The following is an 18,630-nucleotide window of genomic DNA, read 5'->3' as shown; positions in this document are numbered from 1 at the left end:
CATATTATAAAAGAGTAACCAAGTGGTGAGACTGTTAAATGACCACTTGTTTACTCTTTTGTGTGCATTAGAAGAATACTTTGGAGGTAACCATGAATGGCGCACATTAGAAAAAGAGGAAAAACCTATTCTTATACTATTGATATTGAAAGAAATCCAATTTCAGGAAGACGTAAACAAATAAATAAAGGAGGATTCACTCGAAAGAAGGATGCAGAGGCTGCGGCGAGAAAGATTGAATTAGAAATGGATGAAAATCGCTTTATTGAACCAAGCAAAGAAATCTTTAAGACATTTATGGAAAATTGGTTTACAACGCATTATCAAAATCGGATAAAACAGACGACTGTTACAAGTAGAAGGTATATTTTAGAGAAACATTTACTTCATGAAAATCCATTTGCAAATAAGGAGATTTCAAAGATTACGACTGAAGATATTGATGCGTTTTATAATTTAAAGATAAACGGGGATTATAGTTCAAGTTACATTAGAAAAATGCATCAAATGTTAATGCAGGCATTCAATCAAGCAGTGAAATGGAAGAAAATATCGGGTAATCCGTTGGTAGATGCTGATCCTCCACCTGTAAAGACTGGAGAGATGTCCATTTGGTCACTTGAGGATGTTCAAGCATTTCTAAATACGGTTAAAGGGGACCGACATTACCTGACATTCATACTTGCAATTTACACAGGAATGAGAAGAGGAGAAATATTAGGATTAAAGTGGTGTGACATTGACTTCGAGAGAAAATGCATTCATGTAAACAGATCTTTAGCTTATATTCCAAAGAATGGTTATATATTTACGTCATTGAAAACGAAAAAGTCAAAACGACAAATTCCCATTTCCCAATTTGTACTAAATGAGCTTTGTACACATAAAAAATTACAAGAAGATTGGAAAGAACTTGTAGGAGTACTTTATGAAAATCAAGATTTAGTGATTTGTACAAATACTGGAACCATACAAGATCCGCGTAACGTTAACCGTGTGATGAAGCGAATAGTGAAGAGCGCAAATGTAATAAATATTAGATTTCATGATATTCGACATACGCATGCATCAATCCTTATATCTGAAGGTGTTGATATTGTTAAAATCTCTAATAGACTTGGACATTCGAATCCCAAGATTACCTATGAATTTTATGCACATCTCTTACCGAACTTAGATAATGATGTTGCAGACATATTGCATAATGCGATTCAAGGTAGAAGTGGCGGACAAATGGCGGACAAATGATGAATTATTGGTAATTAAGAGGGAAATCCCGACAAAAAAGATAAAAGAAAAAAGCCTGTAAATCGTTAATATATCAACGTTTACAAGCTTTTTAAAAGTATGATCCCGACTGGGCTCGAACCAGCGACCTCCACCCTGTCAAGGTGGCGCTCTCCCAGCTGAGCTACAAGATCGTTTTTCTAGGACAAATTCTATTATAACTCTCACAGAATAATAGTCAATATCCTAGAAAGGAATATGGATATTTTACTGAAGGAAGTGGGTCCATTCAGTTTGAGCACGTCCGTTTATAACAGTCCAACATTCGAGAGCAACGGCTTTTCCGATAACCGGTTCGAAAGCTAAGGCTGCACGTTGGAACAATGGTCCCCAGACTGTCAAAGGGACATTATTAATCAAGGTTGAATGTGGTACCCATTTCCCAGGTAAGTATGGGGAAATTTCATTTGTATGTAAATCCATAATGAGAGAAAACAATTCTCGATGAAACGTTTCTATTTCTTTGGTAACCACAGGCGCAACAAAAAAGGTGCCTTTCTGTTTGAAAAATCCTAGAGAAGATAAGGAAATAGTAAGTTGTTTTTGAGTGTCGCTCCATTTTTCCACACGCTCATTTAAAGTTAAGGGATTGGTTTGTTCGAATGAAAATAAACTAATATGAGGCGGAAGAGGTGTTTCATTGCTTCTACTGGAAGCTAGATGTAAGTCATTACTATCTTGTTCTAATTTTGTTGACAATTTATAGTCAAAGCGTAAAACGAGTACTTGCATGAAAAATGCCCCTTTCTTTATTCGCCAGATATTTTAAATCCAGCATCTAACGCTTGTTGCTCTGTACAAAACCATTTCTCTGGTTTCGTTTGATCATAATATTTTCCAGAGGGAATGTGATAGATTTTTTTATTTTCTCTATTAATATTACCCTTTATTAAGCATTTCTCATTGGTTTTCGTCTCGGAAGTTTTAACTTCCTTAACCTTTGTTTTATCAAATCCACGTTTTGTTACATATTGTTCGTATTGCCAAATGTTTAAGTCAGCTTGACGAGCAATCGTCTCAGCTTCTTCGAAAGAACCTAAATGACGCGTATTAGGTGCGAAAACATAAGCAACACGCGCTAATCCTTCTTGTAACAGTACTTGCTGGACAGATTCGCCATCTGCATAAACATATGCCAACAAACGACCAAAGTCATCGTATCGATCACCTACGTCGAATTCAAGAGAAACTGTTGCATCTTCTAACAATTGTTTATTGCGTGAACTTGCTTCATCACCTAAAGGCTGGTTTCCAAGAGTTTGATGTCTAACTTCAGGTGTATCTATTAATAAATACCGAATCGTTTCTGTCTTACCGTTATACTTTACTTTGATGGTATCGCCATCGATGACATTTAAAAGTTCAACTTCAATTAAATCCTCAGTTCCACCGGTAGAGGTAGGTGGATTCTCTTCAACACAGCCTGAGGAAAGAAAAACAATCAATCCAAGCAACCAAAACCATTTTTTCATTTGTCATCACCTCGATATATCGTATCATAATAGTAAACTCAAATATAACCGAATAGGGAGAATATAACCATGATCAAAACAATCAATTTAGATTTCCTATACGATTTCGAGCGTGTACTCGATCGACTGTCAATGGATCCGTTGATTTCTTTAAATAAAGAAGAACGTTATGTTCTTGTACCTACAGATGAGCAAGTAGTTTATAAAGTTCAAGCTTCCGGAACAACTGAATCGCCGACATTTAAAATAGAAGGACCAAAAAATGAACAACAGCTACAAAAAATCAAAGAGATTTTCCATTTTGATCGTTCACTTGAACCAATTCATAGCCATTTCGCTGAAACTAATTTAGCGTCCATTTTTATAGAACATCGAGGGACGCCCATCATACGAGAGTTTTCGTTATACGCAACGTTAATGAAAAGTATTATTCATCAACAATTAAATCTATCATTTGCCCATACTCTTACGACTCGCTTTGTGCATACATTTGGTGAGCAAATAGATGGTGTTTGGTTTTACCCGAAACCTGAAATCATTGGAAAACTTCAAGTAGAAAATTTACGAGAACTACAATTTAGTACAAGAAAAGCAGAATATGTTATCGGTGTGTCTCAAGCGATTGCAAGTGGCGAACTCAATCTTGAAGCCCTTGATCTTCTAGACGATGAAACAATTATTCAAACACTAGTGAAATATCGAGGAATTGGACCATGGACGGCGGGGAGCTTTCTATTGTTCGGTTTAGGTAGACCAAATCTATTCCCGCTTGCGGATATCGGATTACAAAATGCTTTGAAAAAGCTTTGGACAACTGCTGAAAAACCAAAGGCACATGAAATTTCAAGTCACTTTCCTCAGTGGTCACCTTATTTAAGTTACGCGTCTCTGTATTTATGGAGAAGTATTGAATAATCTCAGACTAAATATGTATGTCAAACTAACTAGTTCGAGTGTTACAATAATATGGTAAATATAAGATAAGCAGCATGGGGAGCAAACATCATGAGAATTAGAGATTGGGATAAAAGTTTAAAAGCAAGGTTAATTGGTGAAGCGTTTATGAATATTACGTTCTGGATGTTTTTCCCGTTCCTTGCCATTTATTTTGCTGAAGAGTTCGGTAAAACGACAGCTGGATTGCTACTTATTGTGTCGCAAGTTTTTTCAGTTGCAGCCAATTTAGTTGGTGGTTATTGTGCAGACCAATTTGGTCGACGTACGATGATGGTTTTGTCCTCTTTTGGACAAGGAGCTGCATTTTTCTTATTTGCATTGGCAAACTCGCCAATCTTAGATTCTCCAAGTTTAGGATTTATTGCGTTTTCGATCGCAAGTGTATTTGGTTCTTTGTATTGGCCTGCTAGTCAAGCAATGGTGGCTGATGTGGTTGCTGAAGAACATAGAAGTGAAGTCTTTGCGGTTTTTTATACTTCGATGAACATTGCAGTAGTTATTGGACCGATACTTGGTGGGATTTTCTTCTTCAGCTATCGATTTGGATTAATGATAACTGCAGGATTGGTCTGTATTTTATTAGCTTGGATACTGATTAAGTTTACCAAGGAAACAAATCCAGCTAATTCCGACACCTCTATAAACAATACGTCAAAAGGATTTATGTACGCCATTCAATCTCAAGTAAAAGATTATGGCCTGATCTTAAAAGATAAACTGTTTTTACTTTTCATCATTGCAGGAATTTTAGGTGCTCAAACGTTTATGCAATTGGATTTGTTGTTGCCTATTTACGTAAAAGAAGTAATCGGAAATCAATCCCTAGGTACTTGGTTCGGTAGCGAAGTGAAACTAACTGGGGAGCTTGCTTTTAGTATTTTGATCTCAGAGAACGGATTGCTTGTTGCTTTATTGACGGTTGCTGTTACAAAATTCGTTGTGTCATTCAAAGAGAAAAATACATTCTTTGTATCATCGGTTTTATATGCTCTTGCAATGGTGGTTTTTTCATTGTTTGATTCGTTCTGGATTTTCATTTTGGCAATGGCGATTTTTACGTTTGGTGAATTAATGACTGTAGGTATACAACAGAGCTTTATTTCGAAGTTAGCACCTGAACATATGCGTGGCCAATACTTTGCAGCAGCTAGTCTTAGATACACAGTGGGACGCATGATTGCACCGATTTCCATTCCTATGACGGTTTGGTTTGGATTCTTTTGGACATTTACGATAATTGCGTTATTAGCATTGGTAAGTGCTTTTGTGTATTACCTCATGTTTTATTTATTTGAACAAAAAAAGACAGCTTCTCCTAGACTTTAAAGGGAGAGCTGTTTTTATGTTGGATATCGTTTTATTTTTTTTTTCAAAGTTATTGTTCCTGTGGTTCGATTTCTTCAGTATCATTAAAGTAAATGAAGGATTCTTCTTCTAATTCAGCTAAACGCTCTTTGTTTAGTCCTAAGCTTAAATGACCTGAAAATATAGGTTCCCACCATGTTTCTGTTTTCGTCATGTTTGTATCCTCCTTTAAAATTCTCTTAATTATTTGTAAGTTCTTTACCCTTCAAAGGTACACCTTGAAACAAATATTTTCAAGATTTAAATTAATAAGTTTTTATTTATTTAGAAAATCCAAATCAAATTAAGGAAGTGTGTATTATGAATCAAACAACCTTTGCAATAATTGGAACTGGAATTGTCGGAGAACGTATTATTCAACAACTTTTGGCTAATAATAATTGTAAGATTATTGGGATATTTGATGAAAATAAACAACGTTTACAAGAAATATCTGATAAATATGTGTTACCTATTGCGTCTTCGTTAGAGGAATTATTCAACACCCAACCACACTGGGTCTATATCGGAACACCTCCTAATAGTCATGCACATTTAACTTTGGAAGCTGCCAAAAAAGGATGTAAGGTATTGTCAGAAAAGCCCCTTGCCCACGATGTGGAAAGTGGAAAGTTAATGGTTGATAGCACGAAACAAGCGAATATTTTAACGGCAATGCATTTTCCACTCATGTATAGCCCAGCTATTCAAACTCTTATGAGTGAAGTTCGGAACCATAACCTTGGTGACATACTGCGAGTGGAACTTCATACATATTTTCCACATTGGCCAAGGAAGTGGCAACAAAATCCCTGGATTGGATCAAGAGCTCAAGGTGGCTTTATAAGAGAAGTATTTCCACATTACTTTCAAATCATGTACCGACTTTTCGGTAATTTCTCTTTTTCAGCACATCAAACCAATTATCCGAAAGATCAACAATTATCAGAAATTGGATCATCGGCAATCGGCAAAACTGACACGGGTATTCCTTTAGTTATCAATGGTTTATGTGGAATGGGTCAACAAGAAATCCTGTTATTTAAAGTGTTTGGAACTAAAAAGGTAATGACAATAAAAAACTGGTCAGAGCTATGGGTGAGTGAATGTGATCAACCTGAAATAAAAGTCGAGTTAAAGGACCATCCTACAACGTTATGGGATGCATGCCATGATGCACAAAATGGACGTGAAGCAACTCTCGTATCATTTGAAGAAGGCTTGATCGTGCAACAATGGATTGATGAGTTATTAACTTAAAAAGCTTATTATGTGTAAATTTTTAAAATCTAAACATAAATAATTGGAGAAAAAACCTAGACACCGATTTTTAGGTGTCTATTTTTGCATGGCAAGATACATCTCGTTACAATAAAGAAATAAATGACAGGAGTGATGACATGAATTTCACGTCTCAAGATGTTGAACAGATGATTCGATTGCAGCATGATTTTTATTACACGGGTGCCACAAAATCAGCATCATTTAGAAAACAACAATTAGCTAAATTAAAACATGCGATTCAACTACATGAAGAAGAAATCATGCAAGCTCTCTATAAAGATTTACGTAAAAGTGGATTTGAAGCATACGCAACTGAAGTAGGGTTTGTGCTTGATAGTATCGGCTTTATGACCAAGCATCTAGATGACTGGATGAAGCCAGAAGCAGTTAAAACTGCTATTCATTTACAACCCGCAAAAAGTTTTATTGTTCGAGAACCATACGGATCTGCATTGATTATTGGACCGTTTAACTATCCATTCCAACTCGTCATGGAACCACTTATTGGGGCTATTATCGGAGGGAATTGTGCCATTGTGAAACCTTCAGAATCAGCAGTCCATACGGCTGCAGTCATTCGGAAAGTGCTCGAATCAGCGTTCACATACGAATATATTCGTGTTGTAGAAGGAGAACGGGAAGAAACTACCGCACTTATCCATGCACCGTTTGATACTATTTTCTTTACAGGCAGTGTTGCCGTTGGAAAAGTGGTGATGAAAGCTGCATCTGAGAGATTGACACCTGTTACGTTGGAACTTGGCGGTAAAAGCCCAGCAATTATTGATCATACAGCGAATTTAGAAGTTGCAGCAAAACGTATTGCTTGGGGCAAGTTTGTAAATGCAGGTCAAACTTGTGTAGCACCTGATTATTTACTTGTCCATCACGAAGTTAAGGATTATTTTATTAAATTATTAAAACAAACGCTTAAAGATTTTTACGGGAAAGACGTACAATCTAGTCCGGATTATGGACGGATCATTAATGCCAAACAATTTGATCGTTTAGAGCAATTAATTTGCCAAGAAGGTCATCATATCGTTGCTGGTGGCCATATGGATAAAGAAGATCTCTATATTGAGCCGACTATACTTGAAGGAGTTTCATGGAATAGTCCATCGATGGAAGATGAAATATTTGGACCTATTTTACCGATATTATCGTATGATCGTTTAGAAACGGCAATTCGCCAAATTCGTAAACTACCTAAGCCGCTATCAGCCTATTTATTTAGTGAAAACGACAATGCGATTCAATACTTTTTAGAAGAATTACCATTTGGCGGTGGCTGTATAAACGATACGGTTTCTCATGTAGGCAGTGCTCATATGCCATTTGGCGGAGTTGGTTCTTCAGGAATGAATGGGTATCATGGGAAGTATAGTTTTGAAGCATTTACACATGCCAAGTCAATTTTAAAGAAAAGTACAAAACTGCCACTTAATCTCGTATTTCCTCCATATAAAAATAAAGTTAAACTTGTAAAGTCGCTACTCCGTTAAGGAGAGCGACTTTTTTGAAAAAGATAATAAAGTATGTAATTTTAGTTTCATAAATTCAGTGTTTCAGGTGTTTTGGACAAAAAGATTGATTCATTTATATTGATAATTTCCGTTTCAACGCCCTTTCATGTTTCGAAGCTAGCGTAGCGATGCAGAAAACAGGCGGACACTTTCCGCGGGGCGGGCGGTGAGCCTCCTCGGTCGCTTCGCGATCTGCGGGGTCTCACCTGTCCCGCTAATCCCGCTGGAAAGATATTGGAGGAACTGTAATTCGTCCAATATCTTTGCGACGAGTAACCGCAGGAGCACATGTTTTCTCACCGCCTTCCACTACAATCCATGAAGTGAGTAGTAACCCAACAAGAAAATCTATCAATTGCTTATTGCTAAGACACGAATGATTCTAAGTTAAGCGAGAGATAGAACCAACCTATAATCGTAGTTGCCGTCTATATCAGTTGACTGGAGCGCAGGTGGCGACTTCTGCGGGAATAGCATGAGCTGAAGGCCCCGCAGGAACGCAGTGACGAGGAGACTGAAGCCATGCCCGCGAAAAGCGTCCACCGTAGCGGAAATCAACAGGCTACTATGGTTACTCTTCTTAAAAGGACCGGGCAAACTTTGCCAGGATTTTCTTAGCTTTTTTGATAGAATGAAGGAAAAATTTGGAGGAGAACACACAATGAGTGAACGAATCTTAATTATTGAAGACGAAGAGAATATCGCCCGTGTTCTCCAGCTGGAGTTAGAGTTTGAAGGGTACATAACGGGCATAGCTTATTCTGGTACGGATGGGTTAATCACCTATCGTGAGCAGGAGTGGGATTTAGTGTTACTTGACTTAATGCTACCAGGTTTGCCTGGACTTGATGTACTTCGCCGTATTCGAGCAGACGATAGGGCAGTTCCGGTCATTTTGTTAACTGCTAAAAATAGTGTTGAGGATAAAGTGGCGGGTCTTGATTTAGGGGCAAATGATTACGTAACAAAGCCTTTTCAAATGGAAGAATTACTCGCGCGTATTCGGGCTAACTTGCGGATGAAAAAACACGAACACAATCATGAAGTGGAAGAAGTAGACGACAAGTTTAACCATCTTTATAGAGACTTAACTCTTCATGAACAAACACGTGAAGTGAAAAGGAAAGAACGTAAGATTGATTTAACCCCAAGAGAATTTGATTTATTGCTCCATTTAATGAAACATCCCAATCAAGTATTGTCGCGTGAACAGCTTCTGGACTCGGTATGGGGCTACCATTATTACGGGGAAACGAATGTAGTAGACGTCTATATACGTTATTTGCGTAAGAAAATTGATTTTAATGAAACTCACAAATATATTCAAACTGTTCGAGGAGTAGGCTATGTATTAAAGGAGCAAATAGATGAAGTTAAGAACTAAAATACATCTCTACTCGACACTATTAATGTTGTTAGTTTTGAGCATTACGAACGTTGGAATATATTTAATTTATAGCCAAAATACGTACGAAACAGAGCTCCAACAACTAACAACGGAATCTGAGAGTTTAATACATGCCTTAAGTCAAATGAACGAATCTACAAACCCTGCGACGATTTTACGTGCTTATTCTCCAGGTAATGGAGGAGTTAGAATTGTAAATACTTCGGGTGAAATAGAAGTTGCAGTAAATACCACAGATCGCATTAATGAAGTGAAAGTCGAATCAGTCACCAAAGAAAAACACGAAGTAAATACCATTAATGGTTCAAAAATGTTGACCATCTCCATCCCATTCATTGACTCAACAGGTTCAATTTCACAATTACAAGTTATTCAAGTATTAACTGATGTTGAACGAAATTTGAGTGAATTAAAGCTGATTTTAATTAGCATAACGCTAGTCGGGGCTATCCCAATCCTAATCTCGAGTATGGTACTTGGAAGAATTGTTATCCAACCCATCCAACATTTAATTGGAGCTATGAAACGGATTCAAAATAGTGGAAACTACGAACAAATCAAAACGACAGAACATCGTAAAGATGAACTTGCACAACTAGAACATACGTTTAACGATACGATGACCTTGTTGGAACGAAATTATAAAAAACAAGAACAGTTCGTGTCAGATGCATCGCATGAATTAAAGACACCATTAACAGTGATTGAAAGCTATGCAAGTCTTGTTAATCGTCGAGGGATTAGTGATCCTAAGATCATCCATGAAGCTACTGAAGCTATCCTACAAGAATCGGTTCGAATGCGTGATATGATTGAACAAATGTTGCAACTTGCTCGTTATGACGAGGAAATGGTATTTAATCGAGAGGAAACAGATCTAGTAACAGTAATAGAACAGACGTTGCGTTCAATGAAGCAAGCGTACCATCGTGAAATTAATTTAATCATAGAATCAACTTTTGAAACTCACATCTACAATACAGATGAGAAAAAGTTGAAGCAATTGTTGTTTATTTTACTTGATAATGCTCGGAAATATAGTGAGGACGAAATAGATATAACTATTACAGAGGCTCCCAGCTTGATAAAAATTTCAATTATAGATAGAGGCATTGGTATTCCTAGTGATTCCATCCCTAAAGTATTTGATCGTTTTTATAGAGTAGATGAAGCACGTAATCGTAAAACGGGTGGTACAGGATTAGGTTTATCATTAGCCAAAGAAATGGCAGAAGGTCTTGGTATTAAGCTAGATATTAATAGTGTTTTGCATGTTGGAACCACTATAACGCTTGAATTGCCTAAAAAATAATCCCTTTTCTCATTCAATTTTAATGTTCATCCATTATCCTTAAAGGAAAGGAGGCGTACTTATGACATTTTTCGGGAAAGCTTGGTTTTTCCCGCTCGTAATCACACTAATTATATTTGTAGTCGGTAGTATATTTGTGATGAAACTGACGAGTGGAGAAGAAACAGTATCCAAGGAAGACATACAGTCTCGTATCGTAGAAATGTATGGAGGGTCCGTCTCTAATCTGATTCAAAAAAATAGCCAGTATATTGCAAAGTTAGAACGTCCAGGTGGCTTATATGAGGTAGTTGCAGATTCGAATGGCAATATTATATCAATTACAATACTAGAACAAACTGCCAATCAACAACTTCCGATTAAGTCTAAGGAGTCTATTCAAGCGATTATTTCTAAAGAATATAAAGGGACGATTGAACGAATCGTTTTGAGTAGTGATTCTGAGAAACCGCTTTATTCAGTTGACATTGCAAAAGACGAAACGCTAATCACTCTTAGTGTTGACGCTATAACAGGGACTATTTTAGATAGCCAAGAAAAGCAAAGCACCGCTGAGCAAGCTTTAATAAAAAAGCAACAAGCAATAACGATTGCAAAAACACAGTTAAATGGAGAAGTACAATACACCACTTATGAAGAAACAGCGGATGGTGGTTATTATTTAATTGAAATCGAATCGGAAGATGACAGGGAAGCCGTCATCCAGGTACATGGTGTTTCTGGTGAAATTTTATCCGTTACATGGGATGATCAAGACGACGATGATGATGATTCGGATGACGATTAAATTTCTCATCAATTTCTCATAATTCTCTCCGAGTTCTCTCATGTTGGTCATATAACATGAAAGTATCAAACAAAGGAGGAATTATTAATGAAAAACAAATGGATGACTGTCCCAATCGTCGCAGGAGCTTTGGTACTTGGAAGTGTTGCAATGGTAGCAGGAGCAAATCAGAATTTAGATCAAGCAAGTGTCAATGGAAAAGAGAAAACCAGCATATTAACAAATGAAGAAATAACAGAAAAAGCCTTAGCAAAAGTTGACGGTACTGTGACCGAAGTTGAACTTGAAAGAAAATTATCAGGTTCTGTTTATGAAGTCGAGATTAAAAAAGATGGATATGAATATGATTTAGACTTGGATGCCGTTACAGGGGAAGTAATAAAGGAAGATAAATCAAAAGATGATGACGAAGCAGGTCTTGATGATAACAGTACGAAAAGTGATTCAAGTGATGTAGCTATTACTCATGAAGCAGCAATTGAAATAGCACTAAAAGAAGCAGCTGGAACTGTAACCGAAATTGAACTTGAAAGAGACAATGGTCGAACGTATTATGAAATAGAACTTGAAGAAGGCAATAAAGAAGTAGATATTGAAGTAGACGCGAATTCCGGAGCTGTGTTATCAGTTGTTAAAGATGATGACGACGATAGTGATGATGATAACGAAGAATGATAATAGAAAAATCAGCGTCTCCATTTAAATGGACGACGCTGATTTTTTTGGTGATTTATAGGGTAATAATATAGATACTAGAGTTCCATTATTTAAGCGACTATTTATCATGATTTTTCCACCATGCTCTTGGATGATTTTCTGGGAAATCATCATGCCAAGACCTGTTCCAGTTGTTTTGGTAGTGAAAAAAGGTTCAAAGATTTGTTTTTGTACTTCTTTCGTCATACCAGGTCCATTGTCTCGAATGTGAATGCCTATAAAACCATCATTTTCAAGTTTTGAAGATATATGAAGTGAACCTTCTTTTTCTAATGCCTCCACAGCATTTTTAACTATATTAATAAACACTTGTTTAATTTGGTTTTGTTCACCAGCCACCACAACATTGGATGCATTCCAAGACTCTGTTAACAAGATTCCTCTCATATTCAGTTCTGGAGTATACAATAACACAACATCTTGGATGATTTTCTCCAAATCGAATTCTTTTATTGTCGTAACATGAGGTTTTGCAAGAATTAAAAACTCACTAATAATCAAATTAATTCGTTCAAGTTCAGATTCAATTAATTTTGTGTAGGATTGATAAGGGTGATTATTATCCTCATTCATCATTTGAATGAAACCTGAAATCACTGTCATTGGATTTCTTATTTCATGCGCAACGCCTGCTGCGATTTCTCCTGCTAACTTTAATTTTTCTGCTTGAATGATGAGTTTTTCTGCTTCTTTTCGATACGAAATGTCTCGCGTAATGACGGACATCGCGACCATATCACCACATTTATTGAAAATTGGACTAAGTGTTAACTGAGCATCGAAGAAAGTACCATCTTTCTTCATATCTTTTGTCTCAAATGAATAGAAACTTTCACCACTTAAGATTTTTTTCATACGGTCTTTAGCTGCTTCAGAGTTTTCAGGTGGAACAAGTGGAACGCGGTTGCCAATACATTCTTCACGACTCCATCCATATAATAATTCAAATGCTGGGTTAACTTCTATGATACGAGCATCTAAATCAAAAACAGCTATGCCATCCTTTGCATTTTCAAAAAACATGTGTAAATAACCTTCTTTAGAATCAAGAGCTCGTTCTAGAGAAATCTGTTGTTCCTCTAAATTAGACCAGGTTTTTCGGACTAATAGAGAATGGAAAATTGCTGTTACACTAATTAAGATAACGATTAACAAGACAACATATAAATCAACAAATTCAATTGTTTTTTTAAACTGATCAAAGTAAGTGAAAAATAAAAAAAGAATTTCCATAATTGTTATCGGTAAAAGAATCAAACTTGCTGTAATTGAATGGTATAATGAAGCTACAATTAAAGGGAAAACAAAGAGCATAATATGTATATAGTAAGGTGTATCAATGATTATATATAAGATGTATCCGTTCAAGCCAGCTATTAAAAGTATTTGCAACAATTGACTGTTAATTTTTAGCTTTAAAAGAATAAATAACGAGATACAAAATAGAATAGCGATAATGGGTACAGAAGTTGCGTGTTCATAAGGGATAAATAAACTTAATAACGTATGAAATAATAAACCAATTGCAAATAATTGTATAAACAATCGATTCCTTTTATGTAGGAGAAGCGTTTTGTCCATTTTTCACCTCAGTCGGAAAGTTATCGTACTTATATCATACATGATTTGTCAGTGTCGCAACATGCTGAATTTTGGTATGATATTTATCATATAGGGGGTTTACTATGTCAAGCACATTTAAAGAGAAAGAAACAGTGCAGCTACTTAAAGAACTTGTAGAAATTGCAAGTCCTTCAGGATATACCAAAGAAATTATGAAATACATGGCTTCAATTTTGGATAAATTGAATGTACCTTATATACAAACCAATAAAGGGGCATTAATTGCAACTATAGCTGGCAACGATACAACTAAACATAGACTATTAACAGCGCATACCGATACACTGGGTGCAATGGTAAAAGACGTAAAAGGAAGCGGTCGTCTTAAGTTATCTATGGTTGGCGGTTTTAACTGGAATTCTGTTGAAGGTGAGTATTGTTATATACATACAGCTTCTGGTAAGAAAGTTCGCGGAACCATTCTTATGCACCAAACAACTGTTCATGTATACAAAAATGCCAGTGCTCTAGAGCGCAATGTAGAAAATATAGAAGTTCGTTTAGATGAAAAAGTTATGAATTCGGAGGAAACAAGAGCTCTAGGGATAGAAGTAGGAGATTTTGTATCTTTTGATCCTAGATTTGAACAAACGGATTCAGGCTTTATTAAATCTCGTCATTTAGATGACAAAGCAAGTACGGCATTATTATTACAACTAATCTCTTCAATAATAGATAATAAACTTAAGCTCCCACACACGACTCATTTTTATATTTCGAACAATGAAGAAATTGGTTTTGGAGGAAATTCAAATATTCCTTCAGAAGTTGTAGAATATATAGCAGTAGATATGGGTGCTATCGGGGATGGACAAACATCTGATGAATATACCGTATCGATTTGTGCGAAAGATTCTTCTGGTCCATACCACTATGATTTAACACGTAAGTTGGTTGACTTAGCAAAAGACAATAATATTGCATATAAATTGGATATTTATCCTTACTACGGATCAGATGCTTCAGCTGCAATACGAGCAGGTTTTGATGTTAAACATGCCTTATTCGGTCCTGGTATCGAATCATCACATTCTTTAGAACGAACACATATTGATTCATTGAAACATTCTGCAGCACTATTAGAAGCATATGTGCTCTCTCCAATGGAGACGGAATAGGAGGAAAGCAAATGCAGTCATCTGATTTAATTAGTTGCTTGCCTATTAAAAAAATTCACGGAACACTTCCGATAGAAATTTACGATATCGCGATTGACTCACGAAGCGTGCAACCCGAAAGTGTTTTTATCTGTATAAAAGGATATACCGTGGATGGACATGATTACGCATTGCAGGCAATTGAAAGTGGAGCGAAAATAATAGTTACAGAAAAATATCTTGAATTAGATTACAGTCGTGTAGCTTGTATTATTGTTGACGATACGTCACGAGCAGTTGGATTATTAGCTTCGAAATTTTATGATTTCCCTTCAAAAGACATGACGATGATCGGGGTCACTGGAACGAATGGTAAAACAAGTGTAAGTGGAATTTTACAAAACATGCTACAAGGTTTACAAGTGAAATCCGCATTGACGGGTACAATAGGTTTTAATTTAAATGGCGTACTTTATGATTCTGCAAATACTACAAGTGATGCACTTAGTACACAACAAATGATTCAGCGAGCAAAAAATGAAGGCTGTAAGTCAATGATAATGGAAGTATCTTCTCATGGTTTGGTTCTTGGTCGTTTAACAGGGGTGGATTTCGACATAGCTATCTTTACTAATTTGACACATGATCATTTAGATTTCCACGGGACAATGGAACAGTATGGACAAGCAAAAGGTTTATTATTTTCCCAACTCGGTCAAGATTTACAACGTGCAAAACATGCTGTTGTTAATTCAGATGATAAGTGGTCTAACCGTCTTAAAGAAATGACCGGTTATCCTGTTTGGACATATGCTATTCACCAAGATGCTCATTTCCAAGGACTAAATATTCAACTGCAAGCAGAGTGTACACAGTTTGACATGAAGACTCCTGAAGGGACCTTTTCAGTGCGAATGAATTTGCTTGGAGAGTTCAATGTCTATAATGCATTAGCAGCAACAACTGCTCTATATACACAAGGTTATACAGTTCATCAAATCCTGGAACAACTTGAAAAAATTCCTCCAGTAAAAGGAAGAATGGAAAAGTTGGATAGTGAATTACCGATATCCATATTTATTGATTATGCACATACTCCTGATGCCATTGAAAAGGCTATTTCGTCTGTGTTACCTTACAAGACACAACGACTAATCTTTTTGGTAGGAACAGGCGGAAATAGAGATCGCTCTAAACGTCCTTCTATGGCCGAAAAGGCTTCGGTTGCTGATTATGTAATACTGACGACAGACGACCCTCGTGATGAGCCTTATGAATCAATTCTAAGCGATTTAGAAAAGGGCATGCTTCATGACAGTTATGCTTGTATTGGGGATCGTGAAGAGGCTGTTAAGCATGCTATAGCAATGGCTGAACCAGGAGATATTATTATTTTTGCAGGAAAAGGGCACGAAGATTATCAAATCATTGGACGCAAAAAATATCCACATAGTGATGGGGATATTGCCTTAGTAGCTGGTAAGTTGAAATTTCAAGATTCGCCATCTCGCTCATAATCTAGAAATAATGAAATGATGAAATTTAACATACAACACTTTATTTAAACTGAATTAATACATCTTTTTTTAAACAAAGAACCGATCACAATTTGGCGATCGGTTCTTTCGACTTTTACCGCACTTGTAATTTATTCGAAAAATCCATATGATAGTAAAGGAAAAACGAAGGAGAATACCTATTTATGACTACTCAAATTCAAGATCAAATACAAGCAAGAAGAACGTTTGCTATCATTTCACATCCAGATGCTGGTAAAACAACAATGACAGAAAAACTATTGTTTTTTGGCGGTGCCATTCGCGATGCTGGTACTGTTAAAGCGAAAAAAACAGGTAAATTCGCTACATCTGACTGGATGGAAATTGAAAAGCAACGTGGGATATCAGTTACTTCATCAGTAATGCAATTTGATTACGATGACTGTCGCATTAATATTTTAGATACACCTGGTCACCAAGATTTCAGTGAAGATACGTACCGTACATTGATGGCTGTTGATAGTGCAGTGATGATTGTGGATGCTGCAAAAGGTATAGAAGCCCAAACAATTAAATTATTTAAAGTATGTCGCTTACGTGGTATACCTATCTTTACTTTTATTAATAAATTAGACCGTCAAGGGAAAGAGCCACTTGAGCTAATGGAAGAATTAGAAGAAGTACTTGGCATTGAATCATATGCGATGAATTGGCCGATTGGTATGGGGAAAGAGTTTTTAGGAATCTATGATCGGTTTAATAACCGTATCGAGCAATTCCGTAAAGATGGAGCTGACCGCTTTTTACCATTGAATGAAGATGGCGGATTAGCAGTTGATCACTCGATGATAAAGACTTCTTACTACACACAAGCATTAGAAGATATTATGTTACTGAATGAAGCGGGCAATGATTTTGATCATGAAAAAGTGAAAAATGGTAAAATGACACCCGTGTTTTTCGGAAGTGCTTTAACCAATTTTGGTGTACAAACATTTTTGGAAACCTATCTACAATTTGCACCGACTCCGCAACCACGTAAAACAGATGCGGATGTTGAAATTAATCCTGTTACAGATGAATTTTCTGGATTTATTTTTAAAATTCAAGCGAATATGAATCCTGCCCACCGTGACCGTATTGCCTTTGTGCGTATTGTTTCAGGGAAATTCGAGCGAGGAATGACCGTGACGTTAGCTCGTACAGGAAAGACTTTTAAATTAACTCAATCAACACAGTTCCTAGCTGACGAACGTGAAACAGTCGAGATTGCAGTAGCTGGTGACATTATTGGTCTGCACGACACAGGAAGTTATCAAATCGGCGACACAATTGTGGGTGGTAAGAAAACGTTCAACTATGAGAAATTGCCACAATTTACTCCTGAATTATTTGTCCGTGTTACAGCGAAGAATGTCATGAAGTCAAAGCATTTTAATAAAGGTATTATGCAATTGGTGCAAGAAGGTGCCATTCAATATTACAAAACTTTGCATACTGAAGACGTGATATTAGGTGCAGTTGGTCAACTTCAGTTCGAAGTGTTTGAGCACCGGATGAAAAATGAATATAACGTTGAAGTACGTATGGAATCAATCGGCAACAAAATTGCTCGTTGGATTCAAAATGAAGGTGATGTAAAAGAATCCATGTCAAGCCCACGAAGCATGCTTGTGCGTGATCGATATGATCGCTATGTCTTCTTGTTTGAAAATGATTTTGCGATGCGTTGGTTCCAAGATAAAAATGATAATATCGAACTGTATAGTTTGTTATAAGGAAAGAGGGGCTGTCCTAGATGTCATAAAATATGACTAAGGGCAGTTCCCTTTTTTTATTAAGTAGAGGTTGATTTCCTCTTCAAACGGAAGCTTTCAGCGGGCGAGGTCGAGCTATTCCCGCTGGAGTCGCCGTCTTCCACTTCAATCAACTATTTTCTTTATAAAGATTTTTACAAAGAAGTGGTGCTTTTTGCAATACAGTTGTGTATCGGACATTTCCTCATGTTCTGTATGAGCCAACAAGTTTGAAAATCACTTAGTTGTTGGCTCATTTCACGCTCTTGAGACATGCTAGGAGCAAATGCACTCTTTGTAAGTTCAACAATATAAACAGTATTCTTTAATATGACTCATTCTTAATAGTGGTTGGAAATAAATGAAGCAGGAAGAGACCGAAATAGTATCTTCGGTCGAATATCTACTTAAAGAAACCTCCTAATCTTTAATAAACCAAAGCAATATTACTGTGGATTTACAGGTTGCAAGAGCGCGAAGGATGCACATCCGCCGCACGATAATCTATAAAAAGAGGATGG

At 36.6% G+C, this 18,630-nt stretch carries 16 protein-coding genes and 1 tRNA gene; 12 read left to right on the top strand and 5 right to left on the bottom strand.

Annotated elements, in window-relative coordinates:
* The first annotated feature begins 96 nt into the window (after positions 1–96).
* Positions 97–1,248 carry a tyrosine-type recombinase/integrase gene (locus tag WBG45_RS04420; protein WP_424412572.1) on the top strand — a complete coding sequence of 384 codons (1,152 nt, stop codon included), beginning with the start codon at positions 97–99 and terminating at the stop codon, positions 1,246–1,248.
* A 100-nt stretch (positions 1,249–1,348) separates the two neighbouring features.
* Here WBG45_RS04420 and WBG45_RS04415 read toward each other — a convergent pair.
* From WBG45_RS04415 to WBG45_RS04405, 3 genes are all read right to left on the bottom strand, one after another.
* Positions 1,349–1,421, bottom strand: a tRNA-Val gene (locus WBG45_RS04415).
* A 73-nt stretch (positions 1,422–1,494) separates the two neighbouring features.
* Positions 1,495–2,019, bottom strand: a complete 525-nt coding sequence (locus tag WBG45_RS04410) for a 2'-5' RNA ligase family protein (RefSeq protein WP_424412571.1) — start codon at positions 2,017–2,019, stop codon at positions 1,495–1,497.
* 17 nt (positions 2,020–2,036) lie between these two features.
* Positions 2,037–2,759, bottom strand: coding sequence for a thermonuclease family protein (locus tag WBG45_RS04405; RefSeq protein WP_424412570.1), 723 nt, complete (start codon positions 2,757–2,759; stop codon positions 2,037–2,039).
* A gap of 69 nt (positions 2,760–2,828) precedes the next feature.
* Between WBG45_RS04405 and WBG45_RS04400 the strand changes: the two genes are divergently transcribed.
* Positions 2,829–3,674, top strand: a complete 846-nt coding sequence (locus WBG45_RS04400; protein ID WP_424412569.1) for a DNA-3-methyladenine glycosylase family protein — start codon at positions 2,829–2,831, stop codon at positions 3,672–3,674.
* 90 nt (positions 3,675–3,764) lie between these two features.
* Positions 3,765–5,042, top strand: coding sequence for an MDR family MFS transporter (locus tag WBG45_RS04395; protein ID WP_424412568.1), 1,278 nt, complete (start codon positions 3,765–3,767; stop codon positions 5,040–5,042).
* Positions 5,043–5,091: 49 nt separating this feature from the next.
* Here WBG45_RS04395 and WBG45_RS04390 read toward each other — a convergent pair whose 3' ends face one another.
* The gene (locus WBG45_RS04390; RefSeq protein ID WP_424412567.1) at positions 5,092–5,235 is read right to left on the bottom strand and encodes a hypothetical protein; all 144 of its coding nucleotides are present in this window, start codon (positions 5,233–5,235) and stop codon (positions 5,092–5,094) included.
* 146 nt (positions 5,236–5,381) lie between these two features.
* Here WBG45_RS04390 and WBG45_RS04385 point away from each other — a divergent pair, with 146 nt between their 5' ends.
* The 6 genes from WBG45_RS04385 to WBG45_RS04360 all read left to right on the top strand — a co-directional run bounded on the left by WBG45_RS04385 (position 5,382) and on the right by WBG45_RS04360 (position 12,052).
* Entirely contained in the window at positions 5,382–6,320 is a 939-nt protein-coding gene (locus WBG45_RS04385) for a Gfo/Idh/MocA family protein (protein ID WP_424412566.1), read from the top strand.
* A gap of 140 nt (positions 6,321–6,460) precedes the next feature.
* The gene (locus WBG45_RS04380; RefSeq protein ID WP_424412565.1) at positions 6,461–7,849 is read left to right on the top strand and encodes an aldehyde dehydrogenase; all 1,389 of its coding nucleotides are present in this window, start codon (positions 6,461–6,463) and stop codon (positions 7,847–7,849) included.
* Positions 7,850–8,531: 682 nt separating this feature from the next.
* On the top strand, positions 8,532–9,254 hold the full coding sequence (locus WBG45_RS04375) for a response regulator transcription factor (RefSeq protein WP_424412564.1): 723 nt from the start codon (positions 8,532–8,534) through the stop codon (positions 9,252–9,254).
* Positions 9,238–10,590: an ATP-binding protein gene (locus WBG45_RS04370; protein WP_424412563.1), complete on the top strand. Its 1,353-nt coding sequence runs from the start codon at positions 9,238–9,240 to the stop codon at positions 10,588–10,590. The genes WBG45_RS04375 and WBG45_RS04370 overlap by 17 nt, the downstream gene beginning before the upstream one ends.
* A gap of 61 nt (positions 10,591–10,651) precedes the next feature.
* Complete coding sequence (locus WBG45_RS04365; protein WP_424412562.1) at positions 10,652–11,377, top strand: PepSY domain-containing protein; 726 nt, start codon at positions 10,652–10,654, stop codon at positions 11,375–11,377.
* 87 nt (positions 11,378–11,464) lie between these two features.
* Positions 11,465–12,052, top strand: a complete 588-nt coding sequence (locus WBG45_RS04360) for a PepSY domain-containing protein (protein WP_424412561.1) — start codon at positions 11,465–11,467, stop codon at positions 12,050–12,052.
* A 24-nt stretch (positions 12,053–12,076) separates the two neighbouring features.
* On the opposite strand, the gene WBG45_RS04355 is transcribed toward WBG45_RS04360, so the two are convergent.
* Positions 12,077–13,639, bottom strand: a complete 1,563-nt coding sequence (locus WBG45_RS04355) for an ATP-binding protein (RefSeq protein ID WP_424412560.1) — start codon at positions 13,637–13,639, stop codon at positions 12,077–12,079.
* Positions 13,640–13,779: 140 nt separating this feature from the next.
* On the opposite strand from WBG45_RS04355, the gene WBG45_RS04350 reads away from it, so the two are divergent.
* The 3 genes from WBG45_RS04350 to WBG45_RS04340 all read left to right on the top strand — a co-directional run bounded on the left by WBG45_RS04350 (position 13,780) and on the right by WBG45_RS04340 (position 18,091).
* On the top strand, positions 13,780–14,835 hold the full coding sequence (locus WBG45_RS04350; RefSeq protein WP_424412559.1) for a M42 family metallopeptidase: 1,056 nt from the start codon (positions 13,780–13,782) through the stop codon (positions 14,833–14,835).
* Between the two features lie 11 nt (positions 14,836–14,846).
* Positions 14,847–16,331, top strand: a complete 1,485-nt coding sequence (locus WBG45_RS04345; protein WP_424412558.1) for a UDP-N-acetylmuramoyl-L-alanyl-D-glutamate--2,6-diaminopimelate ligase — start codon at positions 14,847–14,849, stop codon at positions 16,329–16,331.
* Between the two features lie 185 nt (positions 16,332–16,516).
* Complete coding sequence (locus tag WBG45_RS04340; protein WP_424412557.1) at positions 16,517–18,091, top strand: peptide chain release factor 3; 1,575 nt, start codon at positions 16,517–16,519, stop codon at positions 18,089–18,091.
* Positions 18,092–18,630: the final 539 nt, after the last annotated feature.

Source organism: Paenisporosarcina sp. (assembly GCF_049671445.1).
In the GTDB taxonomy this organism is placed as follows: Bacteria; Bacillota; Bacilli; order Bacillales_A; family Planococcaceae; genus Paenisporosarcina.
Note: the sequence above shows the minus strand (reverse complement) of the source record. Positions and strands in the feature narration are given on the sequence as shown.

What these genes read in the sequence shown, in the direction of transcription:
- WBG45_RS04420 (WP_424412572.1), top strand. Translation starts at nt 97, where the DNA reads ATGGCGCACATTAGAAAAAGAGGAAAAACCTATTCTTATACTATTGAT.
- WBG45_RS04410 (WP_424412571.1), bottom strand. Translation starts at nt 2,019, where the DNA reads ATGCAAGTACTCGTTTTACGCTTTGACTATAAATTGTCAACAAAATTA.
- WBG45_RS04405 (WP_424412570.1), bottom strand. Translation starts at nt 2,759, where the DNA reads ATGAAAAAATGGTTTTGGTTGCTTGGATTGATTGTTTTTCTTTCCTCA.
- WBG45_RS04400 (WP_424412569.1), top strand. Translation starts at nt 2,829, where the DNA reads ATGATCAAAACAATCAATTTAGATTTCCTATACGATTTCGAGCGTGTA.
- WBG45_RS04395 (WP_424412568.1), top strand. Translation starts at nt 3,765, where the DNA reads ATGAGAATTAGAGATTGGGATAAAAGTTTAAAAGCAAGGTTAATTGGT.
- WBG45_RS04390 (WP_424412567.1), bottom strand. Translation starts at nt 5,235, where the DNA reads ATGACGAAAACAGAAACATGGTGGGAACCTATATTTTCAGGTCATTTA.
- WBG45_RS04385 (WP_424412566.1), top strand. Translation starts at nt 5,382, where the DNA reads ATGAATCAAACAACCTTTGCAATAATTGGAACTGGAATTGTCGGAGAA.
- WBG45_RS04380 (WP_424412565.1), top strand. Translation starts at nt 6,461, where the DNA reads ATGAATTTCACGTCTCAAGATGTTGAACAGATGATTCGATTGCAGCAT.
- WBG45_RS04375 (WP_424412564.1), top strand. Translation starts at nt 8,532, where the DNA reads ATGAGTGAACGAATCTTAATTATTGAAGACGAAGAGAATATCGCCCGT.
- WBG45_RS04370 (WP_424412563.1), top strand. Translation starts at nt 9,238, where the DNA reads ATGAAGTTAAGAACTAAAATACATCTCTACTCGACACTATTAATGTTG.
- WBG45_RS04365 (WP_424412562.1), top strand. Translation starts at nt 10,652, where the DNA reads ATGACATTTTTCGGGAAAGCTTGGTTTTTCCCGCTCGTAATCACACTA.
- WBG45_RS04360 (WP_424412561.1), top strand. Translation starts at nt 11,465, where the DNA reads ATGAAAAACAAATGGATGACTGTCCCAATCGTCGCAGGAGCTTTGGTA.
- WBG45_RS04350 (WP_424412559.1), top strand. Translation starts at nt 13,780, where the DNA reads ATGTCAAGCACATTTAAAGAGAAAGAAACAGTGCAGCTACTTAAAGAA.
- WBG45_RS04345 (WP_424412558.1), top strand. Translation starts at nt 14,847, where the DNA reads ATGCAGTCATCTGATTTAATTAGTTGCTTGCCTATTAAAAAAATTCAC.
- WBG45_RS04340 (WP_424412557.1), top strand. Translation starts at nt 16,517, where the DNA reads ATGACTACTCAAATTCAAGATCAAATACAAGCAAGAAGAACGTTTGCT.